Annotated in this window: 21 protein-coding genes; 9 read left to right on the forward strand and 12 right to left on the reverse strand. The window is 69.0% G+C overall.

Going from position 1 to position 18,994, the window contains the following annotated elements:
- The first annotated feature begins 23 nt into the window (after positions 1 to 23).
- A complete protein-coding gene (locus ITJ61_RS13595; RefSeq protein WP_194686444.1) occupies positions 24 to 1,139 on the forward strand; it encodes a bifunctional 2-methylcitrate synthase/citrate synthase in 1,116 nt (371 codons plus the stop codon).
- Between the two features lie 79 nt (positions 1,140 to 1,218).
- On the opposite strand, the gene ITJ61_RS13600 is transcribed toward ITJ61_RS13595, so the two are convergent.
- From ITJ61_RS13600 to upp, 4 genes are all read right to left on the reverse strand, one after another.
- The gene (locus tag ITJ61_RS13600; RefSeq protein WP_181058082.1) at positions 1,219 to 1,551 is read right to left on the reverse strand and encodes an ArsR/SmtB family transcription factor; all 333 of its coding nucleotides are present in this window, start codon (positions 1,549 to 1,551) and stop codon (positions 1,219 to 1,221) included.
- Positions 1,535 to 1,999 carry a MarR family winged helix-turn-helix transcriptional regulator gene (locus ITJ61_RS13605; RefSeq protein WP_104243495.1) on the reverse strand — a complete coding sequence of 155 codons (465 nt, stop codon included), beginning with the start codon at positions 1,997 to 1,999 and terminating at the stop codon, positions 1,535 to 1,537. The genes ITJ61_RS13600 and ITJ61_RS13605 overlap by 17 nt, the downstream gene beginning before the upstream one ends.
- A 160-nt stretch (positions 2,000 to 2,159) precedes the next feature.
- Positions 2,160 to 2,855 (reverse strand): winged helix-turn-helix domain-containing protein, encoded by a 696-nt coding sequence (locus tag ITJ61_RS13610; protein ID WP_104243493.1) that lies wholly within the window; start codon positions 2,853 to 2,855, stop codon positions 2,160 to 2,162.
- A 385-nt stretch (positions 2,856 to 3,240) separates the two neighbouring features.
- The gene (gene upp / locus ITJ61_RS13615) at positions 3,241 to 3,876 is read right to left on the reverse strand and encodes a uracil phosphoribosyltransferase (RefSeq protein WP_104243489.1); all 636 of its coding nucleotides are present in this window, start codon (positions 3,874 to 3,876) and stop codon (positions 3,241 to 3,243) included.
- Positions 3,877 to 3,957: 81 nt separating this feature from the next.
- Here upp and ITJ61_RS13620 point away from each other — a divergent pair, with 81 nt between their 5' ends.
- Positions 3,958 to 4,419 carry a nucleoside deaminase gene (locus ITJ61_RS13620; protein ID WP_323744360.1) on the forward strand — a complete coding sequence of 154 codons (462 nt, stop codon included), beginning with the start codon at positions 3,958 to 3,960 and terminating at the stop codon, positions 4,417 to 4,419.
- Positions 4,420 to 4,440: 21 nt separating this feature from the next.
- Here the strand turns inward: ITJ61_RS13620 and ITJ61_RS13625 are convergent, their stop codons facing one another.
- Positions 4,441 to 4,740, reverse strand: a complete 300-nt coding sequence (locus ITJ61_RS13625) for a hypothetical protein (protein WP_146080122.1) — start codon at positions 4,738 to 4,740, stop codon at positions 4,441 to 4,443.
- A gap of 215 nt (positions 4,741 to 4,955) precedes the next feature.
- Between ITJ61_RS13625 and proC the strand changes: the two genes are divergently transcribed.
- From proC to ITJ61_RS13640, 3 genes are all read left to right on the forward strand, one after another.
- Positions 4,956 to 5,795, forward strand: a complete 840-nt coding sequence (gene proC, locus ITJ61_RS13630) for a pyrroline-5-carboxylate reductase (RefSeq protein ID WP_104307611.1) — start codon at positions 4,956 to 4,958, stop codon at positions 5,793 to 5,795.
- Between the two features lie 91 nt (positions 5,796 to 5,886).
- Entirely contained in the window at positions 5,887 to 7,440 is a 1,554-nt protein-coding gene (locus ITJ61_RS13635; protein ID WP_104243483.1) for a DnaJ domain-containing protein, read from the forward strand.
- Between the two features lie 103 nt (positions 7,441 to 7,543).
- Positions 7,544 to 8,797, forward strand: a complete 1,254-nt coding sequence (locus ITJ61_RS13640) for a CPBP family intramembrane glutamic endopeptidase (protein WP_194686445.1) — start codon at positions 7,544 to 7,546, stop codon at positions 8,795 to 8,797.
- A 111-nt stretch (positions 8,798 to 8,908) separates the two neighbouring features.
- Here ITJ61_RS13640 and ITJ61_RS13645 read toward each other — a convergent pair whose 3' ends face one another.
- On the reverse strand, positions 8,909 to 10,120 hold the full coding sequence (locus tag ITJ61_RS13645; protein WP_181065032.1) for a M20 family metallopeptidase: 1,212 nt from the start codon (positions 10,118 to 10,120) through the stop codon (positions 8,909 to 8,911).
- Positions 10,121 to 10,182: 62 nt separating this feature from the next.
- Positions 10,183 to 11,754, reverse strand: coding sequence for an AbgT family transporter (locus ITJ61_RS13650; RefSeq protein ID WP_104243477.1), 1,572 nt, complete (start codon positions 11,752 to 11,754; stop codon positions 10,183 to 10,185).
- 109 nt (positions 11,755 to 11,863) lie between these two features.
- Between ITJ61_RS13650 and ITJ61_RS13655 the strand changes: the two genes are divergently transcribed.
- On the forward strand, positions 11,864 to 12,880 hold the full coding sequence (locus ITJ61_RS13655; protein WP_194686446.1) for an Lrp/AsnC family transcriptional regulator: 1,017 nt from the start codon (positions 11,864 to 11,866) through the stop codon (positions 12,878 to 12,880).
- Here ITJ61_RS13655 and ITJ61_RS13660 read toward each other — a convergent pair.
- Together ITJ61_RS13660 and ITJ61_RS13665 are read right to left on the reverse strand one after the other, a co-directional pair.
- On the reverse strand, positions 12,873 to 13,541 hold the full coding sequence (locus ITJ61_RS13660; protein WP_068478414.1) for a potassium channel family protein: 669 nt from the start codon (positions 13,539 to 13,541) through the stop codon (positions 12,873 to 12,875). The genes ITJ61_RS13655 and ITJ61_RS13660 overlap by 8 nt on opposite strands.
- Positions 13,534 to 14,991, reverse strand: a complete 1,458-nt coding sequence (locus tag ITJ61_RS13665) for a TrkH family potassium uptake protein (RefSeq protein WP_104342733.1) — start codon at positions 14,989 to 14,991, stop codon at positions 13,534 to 13,536. The genes ITJ61_RS13660 and ITJ61_RS13665 overlap by 8 nt, the downstream gene beginning before the upstream one ends.
- A 210-nt stretch (positions 14,992 to 15,201) precedes the next feature.
- On the opposite strand from ITJ61_RS13665, the gene ITJ61_RS13670 reads away from it, so the two are divergent.
- From ITJ61_RS13670 to ITJ61_RS13680, 3 genes are all read left to right on the forward strand, one after another.
- The gene (locus tag ITJ61_RS13670) at positions 15,202 to 15,414 is read left to right on the forward strand and encodes a helix-turn-helix domain-containing protein (RefSeq protein ID WP_104243471.1); all 213 of its coding nucleotides are present in this window, start codon (positions 15,202 to 15,204) and stop codon (positions 15,412 to 15,414) included.
- Positions 15,415 to 15,520: 106 nt separating this feature from the next.
- Positions 15,521 to 15,619: a 30S ribosomal protein bS22 gene (locus ITJ61_RS13675; RefSeq protein WP_082775156.1), complete on the forward strand. Its 99-nt coding sequence runs from the start codon at positions 15,521 to 15,523 to the stop codon at positions 15,617 to 15,619.
- Positions 15,620 to 15,754: 135 nt separating this feature from the next.
- Positions 15,755 to 16,018 (forward strand): glutaredoxin family protein, encoded by a 264-nt coding sequence (locus ITJ61_RS13680; RefSeq protein ID WP_104300462.1) that lies wholly within the window; start codon positions 15,755 to 15,757, stop codon positions 16,016 to 16,018.
- Positions 16,019 to 16,043: 25 nt separating this feature from the next.
- On the opposite strand, the gene ITJ61_RS13685 is transcribed toward ITJ61_RS13680, so the two are convergent.
- The 3 genes from ITJ61_RS13685 to ITJ61_RS13695 are packed head-to-tail and all read right to left on the reverse strand — an operon-like array spanning position 16,044 to position 18,735.
- Complete coding sequence (locus tag ITJ61_RS13685; protein ID WP_194686447.1) at positions 16,044 to 16,982, reverse strand: FHA domain-containing protein; 939 nt, start codon at positions 16,980 to 16,982, stop codon at positions 16,044 to 16,046.
- Between the two features lie 38 nt (positions 16,983 to 17,020).
- Positions 17,021 to 18,208, reverse strand: coding sequence for a M23 family metallopeptidase (locus ITJ61_RS13690; protein ID WP_323744361.1), 1,188 nt, complete (start codon positions 18,206 to 18,208; stop codon positions 17,021 to 17,023).
- On the reverse strand, positions 18,205 to 18,735 hold the full coding sequence (locus ITJ61_RS13695) for a hypothetical protein (protein WP_146081180.1): 531 nt from the start codon (positions 18,733 to 18,735) through the stop codon (positions 18,205 to 18,207). Before ITJ61_RS13695 ends, ITJ61_RS13690 begins: the two co-directional genes overlap by 4 nt.
- Between the last annotated feature and the right edge of the window lie 259 nt (positions 18,736 to 18,994).

Below are 18,994 nucleotides of genomic sequence, written 5' to 3' on the forward strand. Positions count from 1 at the left end.
ACACAAGGAAGGGCAGGTCAACGATGACTGAGCAGGAGATCTACAAGGGCCTCGCAGGGGTGCCCGTCGACTACAGCGCCATCTCGAAGGTCAACCCGGAGACCAACTCCCTGCTCTACCGCGGCTACCCGGTGCAGGAGCTCGCGGCGCAGAAGAGCTTCGAGGAGGTCGCTCTGCTGCTGTGGGGAGGCGAGCTGCCGAGCGAGGCGGAACTCGCCGAGTTCGGAGCGCAGGAGCGCTCGGGCCGGGCGCTCGCCGACAACGTGCGCTCCATCATCGATGTCCTGCCCGTCACGGCGCATCCCATGGACGTCGTGCGGACGGCCGTGAGCGTCATCGGCGCCAATGACCCAGACGCGGACGACCCGTCGCCCGAGGCGGAGCTCGCGAAGGCGAAGGCCCTCTTCGCTGCGCTCCCCGCGATCGTGGCCTACGACCAGCGCCGCAGGCACGGCCTGGAGCTCGTCGAGCCTCGCGACGACCTCGACTACTCGCAGAACTTCCTCTGGATGACGTTCGGGGAGGAGGCCGCCCCCGAGGTCGTCGATGCCTTCCGCGTCTCGATGGTGCTGTACGCCGAGCACTCCTTCAACGCCTCCACGTTCACGGCACGCGTCATCACGTCGACCACGGCAGACCTCTACTCGGCGGTCGTGGGCGCGATCGGCGCGCTCAAGGGCGCCCTGCACGGTGGCGCGAACGAAGCGGTCATGCACACGTTCGCGGAGATCGGCGACGCGGCCAACGTCGAGGCCTGGCTCGATGACGCGCTCGCGAACAAGAAGAAGATCATGGGATTCGGGCACCGCGTGTACAAGAACGGCGACTCACGCGTTCCCACCATGCACGCCGCCCTCGAGAGCCTCGCCGAGCACTACGACCGACGTGACCTGCTCGAGCTCTCCGAGGCGCTCGAGCGGAGCTTCGGCGAGCGGAAGGGCATCAAGCCGAACCTCGACTATCCGGCGGGTCCCGTCTACCACCTCATGGGCTTCGACACCCCGACCTTCACGCCCCTGTTCGCTGCGGCGCGCATCACGGGATGGACGGCTCACATCATGGAGCAGGCCGGAGCCAACTCCCTCATCCGCCCGCTCGCCGTCTACAACGGCGTCGACGAGCGCCACCTCGAGGGCTGAGGCGGACAGGGCGGGGGCTGTCGGCCCGTCCCGGCCTGCGTCTCGAGGCTCTCGCCTCTTGGGAGGCTCGGCGTCGGGCTCAGCGGGGACGGATGCTTGCCGACGTCGCCTGGAGCTTCGTCGCCTCGAGGCGATACAGCCCCCACGTGCCGCTGCGCTCGTAGGTGAGATACCCGCCGTCAACGAGGATCCGCAGGTGGTGCGAGGCAGTCGACTGCGCGCATCCGAGCGCTGAGACGAGTTCCGTCACGGTCGTCGGACGGTCCGGATTCGCGGCCACGAGAGACAGGATGCGCAGTCTCGTCGGGTCGGCGAGCACCTGGAGTCCGTGGGCGAGCGTGTTGGCGGTCGCCGCATCGAGCGGTGCGGCGGAAGCAGCACCGGCCCATGCGAAATCAGGCGCCGAAGTCACGCCCGCGACCACCCGTCTGGCCGACTCGGAGCTTCGTGCAGAGGTGCTGCAGAGTGCGGAGCTCGTCCGCGTCGAGCGAGCTGGTCATCCGCTCCTGGATGTTGCGCATGTGCGTGCGCGCCGCACGAGTGAACTCGGCGCGGCCCTCCGTCGTGACCTCGATGAGCGTCGATCGCAGGTCGAGCCGGTCGTCGATCTTCACGAGGAACCCGCGCTGCACCAGCCGATCGACGAGCCTCGACACCGAGGACTGCGTGATCAGCACGTTGCGGTTCAGGTCGCGGAGCCGGATGCGTCCCTGCGGCTCCCGCACGACGTTGAAGAGCACGTCGTACTCGTTCATCGACATGGAATTGCTCGAGAACTCGCTGCGGAGCTCTCGCATTATCGAGACCTGGGCTCGGAAGAGGGACTCCCAAGCCTCCACTGGGTTGCTCGTCGTCGGCATCCGGCCTCCAGCTTCGTCGTCTCGTCAGCTTCCGTTGCAGTGTACTGGCCAGTACATCAGGCGACGGAATCCGGCGCGACCACGCGGCGCGAGAGGCCGCATCCACTCGCCGCAATGCGGCGCAGAGGCCCGGTCCCGGCGGGGGATGGGGCCAGGCCGATCAGAGGCGGTCGGGTGACTGTGCGTTCGGGTAGAGCACCTCGACGTCGGCGTGACGGTCGAAGCGGTAGCCGGTGCCGCGGACCGTGCGGACGATGTCTCCGTAGGCACCGAGCTTGGAGCGGAGGCGGCGGACGTGCACGTCGATGGTGCGCTCGTTCGGGCGCTCCTCGTCGCTGTCGCGCCACAGGATGTCGATGATCTCGGTGCGGTCGACGGTGCGTCCCTCGCGCAGCACCAGCGCCTGGAGGAGCTCGAACTCCTTGTAGGTGAGGCCCGCGTTCTCACCGGAGACGCTCACGCGCTTGCGAGTCGTGTCGATCGTGACCCCCTCAGCGGAGTCCGGCAGGTGGTCCTCCTCGACCCCGCGGGCAGCGAGCGCCTGAGGGTCCTGCAGTGCGAGGCGGACGACGTCGACATCGCGACCGCCGGCGCCCTTCGGAGCCAGGGCAACGGCTGCGTGCGTCTCGGCGTGCGGGGCGACCTCGGCGGTGACGCGCTTGAGCGCTTCGACGAGCTCGGTGAGCGTCGTTCCGTCGAGGTTGGCCTTCGCTTCGTCGAGACCGACGTAGAGGACGAAGCCGCGCGCTTCAGGCGCGGCGGGGACCGCCTGGACGTAGGCGGGGCGAGGAGTTTCTGGGATCTGGGTCACGGCATTCAGGGTGCGAGGGCGGCGGAAGTCGGTAGCAAGCGACATGGGAGGAAGTCCTTCGAGGTGATGATGCTCATGGCACCCACCTGCGGGCGGGTGCTGCCCGCGACGGTTCGCGGACGGTGCCGAGGGGCTGGAGCCTCGGCGGGATGCGGTCGGGTGCAGAGAGCAGCGCGACCACGCTGGCCCAAGGGGCGCAGGGCTCCTTCTCCATGGGACAGGCCGTCATGAGAGAAGGGGGCGGGAAATGCGGCGACTCGACGGAGGGTGAGTTCCGGAGTCAGCGGCACATTCGACAGCACATCACGCTGCTGGGCATCATCATGCCAGCGGTTCCCGTCGCCGAAATGGCGGTCAGGGGTCGCGAGAGGTTCGTCATGCCGCCAGTATCTTTCCCCGTGACGGCACATGTCAACAGATGACGCGAAGTTTATTCCGCGACGCCGTAGAGGCGATCGCCCGCATCGCCGAGTCCCGGCACGATGAAGCCGTCTTCGTTGAGTCCCTCGTCGAGGGCTCCGACGACCACCGTGACGTTCTTGTCGGCGAACGCCTCACGCATCTTCTCGATGCCTTCCGGGGACGCGACGATGCAGATCGCCGTGACATCGACTGCCCCCGCGTCGAACAGGAAGTCGATCGCGGCGACAAGTGAACCGCCTGTCGCCAGCATCGGGTCGAGGGCGAAGCACTGGCGGTTCGCGAGGTTCTCGGGGAGGCGCTTGGCGTAGGTCTCCGGCTGCAGCGTCTCCTCGTTGCGGCGCATGCCGAGGAAGCCGACCTCGACGTTGGGGACGAGCTTCAGGAACCCGTCGAGCATGCCGAGGCCCGCGCGGATGATCGGGACGACCAGGGGAACGGGGTCCGTCATGCGCAGGCCAGTGGTCTTCGCGACCGGGGTCTGCAGCTCGTACGACTCGGTGCGGACGTCGCGGGTCGCCTCGTAGCTGAGGAGGGTCACCAGCTCTTCGACCAGCGAGCGGAACTGCTGCGACGAGGTCTTCTCGTCCCGCAGCACCGAGAGCTTGTGGGTGATGAGCGGGTGGTCGGCTACGTGCAGGCGCATGAAATACAGAGTAACGATGCTGGAGGCGTCCCGGTGACATCCGGTCGATGAGATCGTGGCCGTGATGGGAAGATGGGCGGCGTGTCACTCCACGTCGACGAGCGCCTGCACGAGCTCATGGGAATCGCCCTCGGTGAGGCCGAGCTGGCGCTCGCGAGCGCCGACGTGCCCATCGGTGCGGTCGTCACCGACGCTACGGGCGAGGTCATCGCCACGGCGCACAACGAGCGGGAGCTGACCGGGGACCCGACGGGGCACGCGGAGGTGCTCGCGCTCAGGCGCGCGGCCGAGCACCTCGGCAGCTGGCGGCTCGACGGATGCATGCTCGTCGTCACGCTCGAGCCCTGCGCCATGTGCGCTGGGGCGATCCTCTCCTCGAGGGTCGGCACGCTCGTCTACGGCGCCTGGGACGACAAGGCAGGCGCCGTCGGCTCGCGTTACGACCTCGTGCGCGACCGGAGGCTGCCAGAGCGTGCGGTGGTCATCGCCGGGGTACGCGAGGTGGAATGCGCGGCGCTCGTGCGCGGGTTCTTCCGCGACTGAGCGCTCCGGCGCTCGCGCTGGTCAATCGACGGAGCGGATGACGATCGACTCGGTGCTCACGTGCACGTTGTGTCGCTCGGTCACGTCGGGCTCGACGAAGATCGACTCCGCGTGCGGGGCGGCCTCGCGCACGAGCGCGCGGAGCTGAGCGAGGACGGGAGGCAGATCGAGCACCTGCGGCAGGTTCAGCACCGAGACGCGGACTCCCACGAGCGTCACGCGGTCATCGACTTCCACGCTGCGCACCTGGAGCACCTCGCCCACGTGCACGTTTTCGAGCAGCAGTTCGCGAATGTGAGCGGCGAGTTCCTGATTCGGCACGAGTTCCCCTTCGACGGTGACGAGTAACGGCCAGCATACCGAGGCCACCTTGGCGCGTCTCAGAGCAGGTGCTGCATCGCGGCGTCCTTCATGGTGCATCCGTACAGTCGCGACGCCGACGCGGCTTCGACCGACCCTGTCCTCGGGCAGCGGGGAGGCGGCGCGCGAGGGCGCACGGCGGGCGAATGTCGGTGGTGCATCCGTACAATCCCGGTATGACGGCACTCACCTATGCGTTCCTCGGCGGCGGCAACATGAACGGCGCGATCCTGCGCGGGCTGCTGGATGCGCCCCTCGGCGAAGGGGCACGGGTCCACGTCACGACGAGGTCCGCGGCATCGGCGGCGGCAGGCGAGAGCGACGACCGGGTCACGACGACGGCGCTCGAGTCCGATGCGCGTGCGAACCTCGCCGCGGTCGAAGAAGCTGACGTCGTCGTCCTCGGCGTCAAGCCCTACCTGATCGGCGAGCTGCTCGACGAGATCGCGCCGGCGCTCAAGCCGGACGCGGTTGTCATCTCCGTGGCGGCAGGCGTGCGTCTCGAGAGCCTGGCGGCACGGCTTCCCGACGGCGCGCAGATCGTTCGCTCGATGCCGAACACGCCCGCGAGCATCGGTCTCGGCGTCACGGGCCTCGCGGCGAACGACTCGACAGGCGAGGCCGCGCTCGCGGTCGCCGTCGCGCTCTTCGAGAGCGTCGGCAGGGTGGCCATCATCGACGAGGACCGCATCGATGCGCTTGCCGCGGTCTCCGGTTCGGGGCCAGCGCACGTGTTCCTGCTCATCGAGCAGTACCTCGAGGCGACCAGGCGCCTCGGCTTCGACGAGGAGCTCGCGCGGCAGCTGGTCGTCGGGACGTTCGAGGGCGCAGTCGGCATGGTCGTCCGCGATCCCGAGACCGAGCCGTCCGAGCTGCGTCGGCGGGTGACGAGCCCCAAGGGAACAACCGAGCGCTCCGTCGCGGTGCTGCAGGACGCCGACCTCGCCGGCCTCTTCGAGCGTGCGTTCGACGCGAACCGGCGCCGATCCGCTGAGCTGGCCGCAGAGAACTCCTGAGTCCACACTCGCGCTCGCCCGCACGGCGACGGGCGACGAGGCGATCACTGCGTAGGCTTGGGCACTTGAACCAGGAGCGGGAGGGACGGCCATGAGCGGTCGACGGCACGTCTTCACAGAAGACCTCTACCTCGTGCTCGGCGTCTCCAGAACGGCGTCCCTCGAAGAGGTCCGTCGCGTCGGGCGTGCGAGGCAGCGAGAGTCCCACCCCGACCTCGGCGGCAGCTCCGACGACTTCGTCAGGGTGCGACTGGCGGTCGAGGTACTGACCGACGAGACGACGCGGCGGGAGCACGATGCGTGGCTCGCCGGTGGCGGCTCGCGTCATGTCCGCACCCAGCAGCGCGCGCAATGGGCTCCGACGAGCAGGCGCTCAGCCGGTGGCGGCGGGCGATTCCGCACGCCCCCTCGCGCCAGCACGAAGCGGGACTCGGCCGCCTCCGCCCCTCGTCGCAGCGCCCACGCAGAGCCGGCGACGCGGGACGCACCGCCGCCGTCGCGCATCCCCGCGCAGGTCTTCGACGTGCGGCGCATGGCGTGGTTCCGCACGCGCTGGCCCGAGCAGCCCGCCTACTGGCCGCCTGCGGTCGCCGCGAAGCGTCCGTACACGCGCCGTGAGCTGATGGCGGTCTCGATTCACGCTGCGATCGTCGTCATCGGTGCGCTCCTGCTCCTGATCGACGCGTCGTTCGTGCGCCTCACGGTTCCCACGTTCGGGCCAGGGGAGGAGCCGACCATGTGGCCCGCGGTGCTCGCCTACGTGGCGGTCAGCGCGGCTTGGCTGACCTTGCGACTGCGTGTCCGAGCCCAGCGCTGGGCTCTCGTGCTGTGGCTCGTGACGCTCGTGGTGGCCGTCGTCGCTGGCGTGCTGTCGGCGACGCTCGGTGTCATGTCCCTGTTCGCGACGACTGCAGGCATGCAGAACCCGGCGTTCGCGAGCCTGCTCGTGCAGGCCGCCATCTACCTCGCAGCTGCAGTGTCCGGCTACTTCGCCTGGTCCGGCCTCACGCAGCGCCGCGTCGCGGTGACCCGCGAACGACTCCTCGTCCAGCTCGCCAACGAGTCCGCGCCCCCGGCGGGTGACGGCAGGCGAGTCTGGGGTGAACCAGGCCAGACGGCGATGGACGCCGGCGGAACCGCGGGCGGCACGAACCCCATGCGGGCATTCCTCGCGCAGCGCTCGGTCGGCGAGCCCCTCGCCCAGCTCCTCCGCATCCCAGGCGTGCGCATCGTGCATGGCCTCCGGGTTCCAGGCCAGGGCACCGGATCGATCGCGCACGCCGTGATCAGCGGCCGCCGCGTGGCGCTCATCAACGACGAGCTCTGGGCGCCGGGCACCTACGGCATCTCGGCAGACGGCGAGCTCACGCACAACGGCGTCGCCTTCTCCTCGCCCGCGGCGGAGTTCCCGCACGCCGTCGAGCGATTCCACGAGCTGTTCGGCGAGATGTCGGTGGTTCGGGGGTGGATGACGGTCGTCGCGGAACGTGAGGGGGCGCTCGAGGTCGACAACGCGCTCACCTGGCAGCGAGTCAGGCTCGCCACCACGGAATCGCTGCTGCGCGAGGTCGGCGACTGGCTGGCCGGCGACGGCAACCGTGTCGACCGGCTGCTCCTGCGCGACCTCGTCGCCCACAAGCGCTGACGTAGCCGCACCCCGGGCGCCTCCCTCGCGCAGCGGAGAGACCGGATGAGGAATCAATCGTGCGGCTGATCCCCGGGCATCCGCTCGTCGGTAGCGTCGAAGCATGAGCAACCACGGCATGACTCCGACCCCGACCGGCAGTGCACCGCTCACCGAGCAACCCGCGACCGGCAGCAGCAGACTCACGTACGACCATGCGCTGAGCCCGATCGGCCGCGGCAAGGGATGGTGGAGGGGGCTCCTCTTCATCGCGTTCCTCGTCGTCGGCTTCTTCATCAGCTCCATGACCATCGGCGGTCTCGGGATCCTGATCTCGACATTGACCGGGGAGATCAGCCAGCAGCAGCTCATGGACGCCGTCGAGAGCGGCATCGTCCCCATGACACCCGCGATCTTCGTGACGAACAACCTGGCGCTCGCGGCGCTCCTCCCGCTGGCGTACCTCGGCCAGCGGATGCTCTTCGGCGTCCGGCCGGGCACCATCTCGTCGGTCACGGGCCGCTTCCGGTGGGCGTGGTTCCGCAAGCTCGCCCTGGTCATCGTCCCGGTCTTCGCGGTCTACTCGGCTGGGCTGTTCCTGCTCGAGCCAGCCGAGGTCAACATCGACGGCACGGCGATGCTCATGCTCGTGTTCGTGCTGCTGACGACGCCCTTCCAGGCCGCGTCGGAAGAGTACGTGGCGCGCGGCGGCTTCCAGCGCGCGGCCGGCTCCTGGTTCGCCTCACCGCAGCTCTCCTTCATCATCGGCACCGCTGTCTCCGCGACGCTGTTCTGCCTCGCCCACGGGGCTGGCGACTGGTGGCTCATCGGGTACTACTTCTTCTTCGGCGTCATCATGTCGGTCACCGTCAAGTACACGGGTGGGCTCGAGAGCGCCGTGCTCATCCACGCGGCCAACAACGTCATGCTGTTCATCCCCTCCGTGCTCACGGGGCAGCTCAGCGAGGGCATCGACCGCTCGGAGGGTGCGGGTGGCCCGATCATGCTCCTCCCTGCTGCGTTCCTCGCGATCGTCGCGGCGTTTGTCATCTGGCGTGCCAAGAAGGAAGACGTCGAGACGACGACTGCGCCGCTCGTGACCGCCAAGCAGCGCAAGGAGGAAGCGGCGCGCGCCGCCTACGAGCTCTACGCGCAGCAGCAGGCGCAGCTCGCCCAGCAGGCCGCGCAGCAGCCGATGCAGACCTACGGCGACGCAGCCGGCCAGGCCTACGGCCAGGCTCCGGCGCAGCAGTACGGCCAGGCACCGGCACAGCACTACGGCCAGGTGCCGCCGCAGCGCGACGGACAGGCGCCGAACCACGGTCAGCAGCAGTCGGACTGGGCGCCGCCAGCCGATACGAACCGGGGACGCGAGTAGCGCCCGCCGCTCTGCTCGACTGGCTGGGCGCGAAGAAGCCCCTCGAGATGGACCCAGTGTCCATCCGAGGGGCTTCGTCGCAGCAGTGTCGGGGGCCCGCCGCAGGATCGGTCAGCGTGCGTCGAACGCCGTTTTCGCCTCGACCGCGAGGCTCGGTTCGCGGAACACGGCGAGTGCAGTCGCGGCGAGCATGGCTGCGCCGTCCGCGATGGTCGCAGCGGCGTTCGGGCCGCCCGCGGCTGCCGCGAACTCGCGCGTGTGCGCAACTCCGTCCGGGATGAGCTGGATCATCGGGTGGATCGACGGCACGACGTGGCTGACGTTGCCCATGTCGGTGGAGCCCGTTATGGGCTCCTCGCCCACTTCACGGCCCAGGCGATCGAAGGCCGAATGGGCGATGTCCGCCAGCACGGGGTTCGAGATGAGCGAGTAGTAGGCAGGCGTGTTCTCCTCGATCAGCACCGTGCACCCGGTTGCGATCGCGGCCCCCTCGAAGCAGGCGCGGACCCTCGGCACGACGTTCTCGAGCAGGTGGTCGCGCTCGGCCGCGCGGATGAAGATCCGCAGCGCCGTGCGCTCCGGGATGATGTTGGGCGCCTGGCCGCCATCCGTGACGATGGCGTGCACTCGGGCGTCGTCCGTGAGCTGCTGGCGGAGCAGCCCGATGGCGGTCAGCGACAGCGTGGAGGCGTCGAGCGCGTTGATGCCCGTCTCGGGGCTCGCAGCAGCGTGGCTGGCGCGCCCCGTGAACGTGACGTCGAGTGCCACTCGGGAGAGCGTGGAGCCGCCCACGGTGTTGGTGGCCCCCGGGTGCACCATGATCGCGAGGTCGATGCCGTCCAGCACGCCGCCCTCGATCATGGGCACCTTTCCTGCGGCACCCTCCTCGCCGGGGCTGCCGATCACGACGACGTGGGCGGGAGTGCCGGGGGCGGCGGTCAGGGCGTCCTTGAGCAGGATGCCCGCGCCGAGTCCGCTCGCCGCGATGATGTTGTGCCCGCACGCGTGCCCGATGCCCTCGAGGGCGTCGTACTCGCAGAATACGGCGATCGTGGGGGTGTCCTCACCCGCATCCGGGGTCGACCAGCGGCCCACGAAGGCCGTGTCGAGGCCGGCGAAGCCACGCTCGAGGGCGAAACCCGCCGACTCGAGCTCGGACGTGAGCCTCGCTGCGGCGTGCACCTCGGTGAAGCGGATCTCGGGGTTCGCGTGCAGGTCGGCGGCGACGTCGACCAGCAGGGGCAGTCGCGCTGGCAGCTGCGCGCTCAGCTCGTCGACGATGGCGGGGACGTTGTCCGTTCGGATGCTTGTGCTGGTGTTCATATGCGGTGTTCCTCCACTGGGTGGGATCGGGGTTCTGGGAGATCGGCTGCGGTCGGTCGGCATCAGCCGCCCATCATGAGGCTGTGTCCGGGGCCGACCGGCAGGTCGAAGATGCCCCACACGAGGAGCTGCAGGAGCCAGACGCCCCAGATCGCGATCGTGAACGGCATGACGAGGCTGAACAGCGTGCCGAGTCCACCCTTCGGCGCCCACTTCTGCATGAGGCCGAGCACCACGGGCAGCATCGGGTTCATCGGCACGAGCGGGTTCGACGCGGAGTCCGTGATGCGGAACGCAGCCTGCACGTAGGCGGGGTCGACGCCGTTGAGCATGAACATCGGCACGAAGATGGGTGCGAGGAGCGTCCACAGTGCGGAGCCGCTGGCGAGGAGCAGCGCGGGGAGGAAGACGAAGACGCTGAAGATCATCAGGCCGCCGATGCCGCCGAGCCCCGTCGCCTCCATCGCGGTGGCGCCGCCCGTCGCGATGAGGAGGCCGAGCTTCGACCAGGAGAACCATGCGATGGCCTGAGCGGCCGTGAAGATGACGACGATGAACGGGACGAGCTCCTTCACCGCGTCCGTCATCATGCTCGGCACCTGCCCCCAGGTCGTGAGTGTGCCGGAGGCGATGCCGTAGCTGACCCCGCCGATGAGGAACATGAGCAGGATGAAGATCGGGATGCTCGACATGAACGGGGAGCGGAGGATCTCGCCGCCCTCGCCCTGCAGGGCCGAGCCGGGCAGCAGCAGGAGCGTCGCCAGGATGGCCAGGTAGGTGACGATCGCGACCGCGGCGACCAGGAGCGCGCGCCGCTCCCTGGCGGTCACGGGCTGCGGGTCGGCGTCAGGCGTGAGTGCGCTCGGCAGGGCGTCGGTGTTGGGCACGAAGGTGCCGAGCTTCGGCTCGAGGAAGCGCTGGCAGACGAACGTGATGACCACGGAGAGGATGACCGTCGAGGTCGCGAAGAAGTAGTAGTTCGCGACCACGGACACCTCGGCGCCAGGGTCGACGATCTGCGCGGCGCTCGTCGTGATTCCCGACATGAGCACGTCCGTGCCGGCTGGCACGATGTTGGCGCTGAACCCGGCCACGACGGCGGCGTAGGAGGTGATGAAGCCTGCGAGCGGGTGCCTGCCCGCGGCGAGGAACGCCGCCGCTGCGAGTGGGGGGAGGATCACCATGGCCGAGTCGGAGGCGAGGTTGCCCATGAGGCTCACGAACACGACGACGAAGGTCACCGACCACTTCGGGGCCGAGAGCACCGTCGCTCGCATGAAGGTGCTCAGGAGGCCGGTGCGCTCGGCGACGCCGATGCCCAGCATGACGGTGATGATGAGGCCGAACGGCGGGAACGTGACGAAGTTCTCGATCGCGCTCGAGACCGCGTACACGAGGCCATCCGGTGACAGGATGCTCTGGATCGGCACGATCTCGTCGGTGGCCGGGTCGAGCGTCGTCGCGCCGAGGCCCGCGGCGATGGCGGATGCGACGGCGACGAGGCCGGCGAGGATGAGGAAGAGGTAGAACGGATGCGGGAGGCGGTTGCCGACGCGCTCAACGCCGCGCAGCATCCTTCCGCTGAGTCCTGGCGCCTCCGCGAGCGTGAGCTCCGTGGTGTCAGTCCGAGGCATGTGCACTCCGATGTTCGAGGGGACTTCGTTGTCCTGAGTGTTGAGATTCTGCTTTACGGTCCTGTTACGACGGCTGTTCTGAGTTGGAATTGGGTCCAAGATGTTCGATATGGATCTTGAGCCGGTTGAAGTCGCACCCGCGTTGTCCGAAACGGACCTGGCGCTCATCGACGTCATGCAGGAGGACCCCCGCGCGCCGTGGGCGCAGATCGGGAAGTCCCTCGGCGTCAGCGCGCCCACGGCTCGGCGCCGTTGGGAGCGACTGCACGCGGCGGACTCCGCGTGGGTCACGACGCACGTCGGATGGAACTCCGGAGTGGTGACGGCCATCATCGCCGTGCAGTGTCGGCCGGGGACCGTCGAGACGGTCGTCGAGGCGCTCGTCTCGCATCCGCGCGTCGTCACCATCGCCGGCATCACGGGAGATCACGACCTCATGCTGACCGTGCTCGTGCCGAACGTGCAGGAGCTTCGACGCTTCCTCCGAGTGGGTCTCACCTCTCGCGGCGACGTCGTGCGGATGCGCTCCATGCTCGTGACTCGCATGTTCCTCGATGGCTCGCACTGGCGCTCGGGGCTCGGCGGAGCCCCGCGAACTGTCGAGGCTCGCGATGGCGGCTCCTCGGCCCCTTCGCCGAGTCCCGCGCTTGCGACGGCGATCAGCGTCCTTGAGCGCGACGGCCGAGCGCCGAGCAGCGAGCTGGCATCGGCACTCGGCGTCTCGGAAGCTCACGCCAGGAGGTTCGTGCACCGCGCCGTGCGGTCCGGACACATCGTGCAGCGCATCGACGTGCAGCTCGAGCAGCCACGCTGGCCCTATTCGCTCGTGCTGTGGATGGTCGTGCCGGCCGGCCGCCTCTACAGCGCCGCAGCCCGCATCAGCCAGCGCCAGTCGGTGCGTGCCTGCGCGGCGCTCGCGGGAGGCAGCGCCAACCTGTACGCCATCGTCTGGCTGAGCTCACTCGCAGAGGCGCCGGACGTGGAGATGCAGATCGTGCAGGACGGTGACGTGCGCGTCGTCGAGCGCAGCATCATGCTCCACTACAGCAAGCGCATGGGGCACGTCTTCGACAGCGAGCAGCGCAGGACCCGTCACGTGCCGTGGGTCGCCGGGGCGGTTACGTGAGCGCCGCGAAGCGCTCCACATCGGAGGCCGAGCCGGACACGATCACGAGGTCGTGGTTCGAGACCACCGTGTCCGCCATCGCGTAGGTGAAGGGCTTGCCCGGGCTCTTCACCCCGACGACCGTCACCCGGTACTTCGTGCGAACGCCGGACTCCATGAGGGGGACGCCCCGGATCGCCTTCGGCGGGTAGAGCTTCACGAGCACGAAGTCGTCATCGAACTGGATGAAGTCGAGCATGCGCCCCGAGAGCAGGTGCGCGATGCGCTCGCCAGCCTCCCGCTCCGGGTAGATGACGTGGTGCGCGCCGATGCGTCCCAGGATCTTGCCGTGTGTCGCTGACATCGCCTTCGCCCAGATCTGCGGCACCTTCAGGTCGGAGAGGTTCGCCGTGACGAGCACGCTCGACTCGAGCGACGTGCCGACGGCGACGACGGCGACGGCGAACTCGTGCGCGCCGATCTGCCGCAGGGCTTCGATGTTCCGCGCATCCGCCTGCACGGCATGCGTCACCCGCTCCGCCCACTTCTGGACGAGTCCCTCGTCGGTGTCGACCGCGAGCACCTCGCGGCCCTGACGCTGCAGCTGGCCCGCGGTCGCAGCGCCGAACCGGCCGAGGCCGATGACGAGCACCGGCGCATTGTGTGGAATCGGCTCACCCAACGATGATCCTTTCTTCGGGCAGCCTGAACAGCTGCTTGTGCTCGCTGGAAGCGAGCGCGGCGGCCATGGTGACCGTGCCCACGCGGCCGAGCCACATGGTGATGGAGAGAATGTACGCGCCCTGCTCTGGCAGGTCCCCGGTGAGCCCCGTCGAGAGGCCGCAGGTGGCGAATGCGCTGATCGCCTCGAAGATCGCCTCGTCGAAGGGCACCGAGGCGAAGTGCATGAGGGAGATCGAGGAGACCGCCACGATCGTCGCCCCCCAGAGCGTCACGCTGACGGCGAGGCGCAGCACATCGTTCGGGATGCGGCGGCCGAACGCCTGGATGTCGTTGACGCCCTTCGCCTCGGCGAAGGCCGCGAGGAAGAGGATCGCGAGCGTCGTCACCTTGATGCCACCCGCCGTGGACGCGCTGCCGCCACCCACGAACATGAGCATCTGCATGGCGAGCATGGTGGCGGGGTCGGCGTTGGCGAGGTCGATCGTGGAGAAGCCGCCGGAGCGGGTCATGGCAGACATGAAGCCAGAGGTCACCGGCCGGAACCACGGGTCCTGCGCGCCGATCGTCTGGGGGTTGTCGCCCTCGAGGAAGTAGATCGCGACCGCGCCGAGCACGAACAGCAGCACGGTCGTCGAGAGGGTCAGCTTCACGTGCACCGAGATGCGCTGCTTCGTCTTCACCCAGCGAGTGAGAGCGAAGATGACGGGGAAGCCGAGGCTGCCGAGGAAGACGGCCGTCGCGAGGCACGTGAGCATCCACACATCCGTCGCGAAGGGCGCGATGCCGCTGCTCGTCGGCATGAACCCCGTGTTGGTGAACGCCGACGTCGCCCAGAAGAAGCCGTCGAGGATCGCGTCCCAGAGCGGCTCGCCCGCGATCAGGAGGCGAGGGATGATGAGCATCGCGATGATCGTCTCGATGATGACGAGCGAGATCGCGACGGTCGCGAGGATCCCGCCGATGTCGCCCAGCTTCACCGCCTGCGACTCGGAGACGGGGCCGGCGTGCGTGCGCAGCGCGTTGCTGTCGCTCGCCGCGACGAGCTTCTGCCGCAGTCCGAGGCGCCGCGTGACGATCGCGCCCATGATGCTCGCGAGCGTCAGCACTCCGATGGCCCCGACCTGCATGCCGAGCCACACCATGAAGTGGCCGAAGCCCGACCAGTGGGTGGCCATGTCGACCACGGAGAGGCCGGTGACGCAGATCGTGGAGACGGCGGTGAAGAGCGCCTCGTGGAACGGAGTCATGGTTCCGTCGGCCGAGGAGATCGGCAGCATGTAGATCGTCGTCCAGAGCAGGATGATGCTCGTGAAGATGATGACCGCGAACCGGGACGGCGTGTGGTGGGCGAAGTCGTCGATCTTCCGGCCGACGGCCGCGACGATGCGCCGCAGCAGCCCATCCGTGTCCACGGGTGCGGGGATGCTCGAGGCCCGCGGAGTGCGCATCCCATCCCCAATTCACTGCACCGTCGACGACGCCGCGCGTGCGCGAGGCGTCGGTCATGCTACTCCTCGCGGGTGGAATCGCGAATCCGTGGCACGGCATGATTCGCTCTGGACCTTGTTTCTGCAGTGCTCTGGGCCATAAGGTGTTCAATTGACACTCACTTCACTTCCGTAACGCGCGGATCATCTGTCACCTTGGAGCTGCAACACATGGCAAACGACCTGTCTGATGTGCGGTTCCTGACCGTTGCCGAGGTGGCAGAACTCATGCGGGTCTCGAAGATGACGGTGTACCGACTCGTGCACTCCGGTGAACTTCCCGCGGTGCGCTTCGGCCGCTCGTTCCGGGTGCCGGAGTCGGCGGTCTCCGAGGCCATCAAGCAGTCCGGCCGCGGAGATGAGCTCGACCAGCACACTGCCTGAGTTCCGCTGGACACAGGGTTACCGGCAGGTGACGTGTAAGCTGACGCGAGCGATGCCGCAGCCCACCGCTGCGCACACCTCGTACTTGTAGATAAAGGATGTTCCTATGGGTTCAGTAGTCAAGAAGCGCCGCAAGCGCATGGCGAAGAAGAAGCACCGCAAGCTGCTTCGCAAGACTCGCCACCAGCGTCGCAACAAGAAGTAGTCGCGACGACGCAGAGCGCCGGGCCCTCGGGTCAGGCGTTTTCTGCGTTAAGGCGCCGGTTCGCCGGTCGAGTGCTCGACCGGCGGTGACCTGCGCGCCTGCCGTCTCGGGGCACTCGTCTGCGAGACTCGAGGCATGACGGATGCGCGCGTTCCGAAGGTCACCTTCCTGGGCAAGCCGGGCTGTCACCTGTGCGAGCAGGCTGAGCCGGTGGTGCGGGAGGTGACGGCCCGTCACGGCGCCGCGCTGTCGGTGCTCAGCATCCTCGACGATGAGGCCCTGCAGCGGCAGTACGGCGAGCTCATCCCGGTCGTCCTCGTCGACGGGGTGCAGCATTCGCAGTGGTTCGTGGAGGCCCAGCGGCTGGATGTCGCGCTCGCGGCTGCGTCCCGCACGTAGGAGCTGCCGGTCGCTGCCAGGGCACTCAGCGAGCGCCGGCGGTCTCGGTGCTCACCCGGCAGAGGACGTCGCCGAGCCGCAGCTGCGCGCCGTCGGGGACGCGGTAGACGACGCCCGGCTCGAACGTCGAGGTGCGTCTCCCGCTGAGGTGCACGCCGTGTGTCGAGTGGTAGTCGGTGACGAGGATGCGGCCCGCGTGGTCGACGTCGACGAGCGCGTGAGTGCGGGAGACCGTGCTGTCTCGGCTGTCGACGCGAACCGGGATGCGGCCGTCGACGGGCGACGGGTTGCGGCCCAGCGCCGCGCTGCCCGAGAGGACCGCGCGTGAGCTGTCGTCGAACTCGATGACGAGGGCTCGGGGCGACGGCAGCGGTCGCGCAGACGCGCGACCCGCCCCCTGCTGCCTGGATCTCTCTCGGGATCTTCGGGAGAGCGTGGGCGATGGTGCGATCGGCTGCGGCTGCGGCTGCGGCTGCGGCGCTTCTCGACGGAGCTCGCGTCTGCCGGTCCGTCGACGCTCGCCCGCACCGTCCTCCGCGGGAACCGCCCTCGCTGCTCTGGTCGAAGTCTCGGCGCTGCGACTCAGCGGTTCCAGGGCGCCGCACTCCTGGCACCGTGTGTCGGCGGCGCTCGAGGTGCAGCCGCACGCGCGACACGTGCCGGTCACCACCACCGGCGCTGGCAGGTCCGGCTCGGTGCGGCCTGGCCCGTCCTCGGTGTCTCCGGGCTCAGCGGCGCCAGACGGATGCACCACCAGCGCGCGCATCCGGTCGCGCTCGTGCAGCTCGAGTCGGACGGGGCGTGCGATCGTCTGCGCGATGCGCGTGCACCGCGCGACGATGTCGGCGCGTGCCGCTTCGCGATCCGACGCGGAGATCCGGTGCACCACGGAGTTCCAGGACAGCTCCCCCTGGCCCTCGACTCCGAGCCGCGCGGTGATCCGCGGCCAGCGGGGCACCGCCATGCCGGGCTCCGCTGGGTCGGACCGTCGCCTCCTCGCCATCAGAAGCTCACCCCGCGGGACGCCAGGAACGGCAGGGGATCGACGCGACTGCCGTCGACGACCACCTCGAAGTGGAGGTGGCAGCCGGTCGACTGCCCGCTGGTGCCGGTGATGCCGATCTGCTGCCCCGCCGCGATCGTGGCTCCGACCCCGACGAGGTAGCCGTCCGCCTCCATGTGCAGGTACTTGGTGATGAGCCCCCCGCCGTGGTCGACGACGATCGTCCCGTTGCCGGAGCTGTCCGGTTCGGCCTCGATGACGGTGCCCGACTGCGCGGCCCAGATCTGGCCCCCGCAGCCGCCGGCGGCGAGGTCGATGCCGTTGTGCATCCGCCACTCGAAGTCGGTCGGGTGGAACCTGTTGCCGAATGTGTCGGTGATGCCGCCCAGACCGGGAGCTGCCCAGCCGCCCGGGCTCACCGCCGTGCGGCTGCCGCCGTCAGGGGTGGATGCTCCTGCTCCCGCCGCGCCGCATCCATCGCCATCCGAGCCGATCGCGCTGGCACCGGAAGCGAGTGCTCCGTCGCCGAGGCCCGTGCTGGACCCGCTGATCGTCTCGCTGACTGCGACGGCTGCCTGCCAGTACTTCGAGTAGTGCGCCGGATCGGCGTTGCCCTGCACGCGGTGAGCTGCCTCGGAGGGGGTGAGCGCGTCTCGCTCGGTCACCGCGAGCAGTGCTGCGAAGAAGTGGTCCGCGCTGATGCGCGGGTCCATCCTGTCGGAGTAGCTGCCCCATGCGCCGTTGTCGCGCTGCTGGAACAGGCCACGTGAATCAGGGCCAGCCTCGTCGCCGTGGTCGATGACCAGCAGTGTCGACTCGCCGATCGCGGTCATGACACCGATGACCTGATCGCGCGTGCCGAGTCCAGCCGCGCGGCCCGCCAGCAGGATATGGGCCGCATTCGACAGCTGCGCGCCGGCGAACTCGACATGATCTGCCCCGATCATGGTGCTCACCTCGAGCGCGGCCGCGGAATTCGGCTCGGCCTCCATGCCCACGCTCGACTTCGCCTCGGGCCCAGCGTCGGAGAAGACGCCCGGCAACGGGAAGTCGGGCGTCGCGCAGGCGGCCACACCCACGAGCGCGGTGCTCGCGATGGCCGCGACCACGAGCGCGCCGAGCAGCAGACCCGGCGTGAGCAGGACCGCGATCGCAACGCCCCACCAGAGGCCGTTCCGGGTGCTCACGAGCTCGACTCCTTGGCCGTGATCTCGGCGACGAGCCAGGGCCCGGAGCTGCCGTCGCGCACGAGCAGCAGGCGGTAGGAACCCGACTCGGTCGGTGCGGTGACGTGAGCCAGGTACCCGCTCGTGTGGCGCTCGAGGTGAGTCGCGGCGGTCAGGAAGGCTCCGGGGATGGTGGCAGGGTCGACCGAGCTCAGCGCGGCCATCGCCGACGCCGTGAGATGCGGTTCCAGCGCTTCGAGCCAGGCGCGTCGTTCGGTCTTGCGGCTGAGGTACGCCTCGATGGTGGCAGATGCGACGGCCAGAGCCTCCGCATCCGAGGCCTCGTCGTGCGTCGGAGACGGCCCAGGGAGGTGCGTGTCGACGTGCTCATCCTGCGGTCCGCGGGCGAGCTGCGTCGGCACCGATGGCGAAGCTGGAGCGGTGGCTGGAGCGTGCCTCGGTACCTCGGCGGGCGAGCAGCCGCTCACGCCTGCGCTCACACCGAGGGCCATGGCGGCAAGCCCGGCGACAGCGATTCTTCGGCGCATGGAGCACCCCCTTCTCGCCGCAGACCGGCTGCGGCGAGGACCAATCTAGGTGGCTCGGGAGGCCCCAGATCGTGGCTGTGGATAACTCCTCGCAGCCCCCTCGACCGTGCGTAGAGTCCATTCCTGTACCGAGCCGGTGCACACGCCGACGAACCGTCTGAGGTCGTCGACCTGCCGGCTCATGTCCCCGGTGGGCCCACGGCGAGCTGACTCGAGCGCTCGCGGTTCGACTGCCCGGCGACGGCTCGAGCCCGCCGTG

Source organism: Pseudoclavibacter sp. VKM Ac-2888, from assembly GCF_015351285.1.
Classification (GTDB): domain Bacteria; phylum Actinomycetota; class Actinomycetes; order Actinomycetales; family Microbacteriaceae; genus Pseudoclavibacter.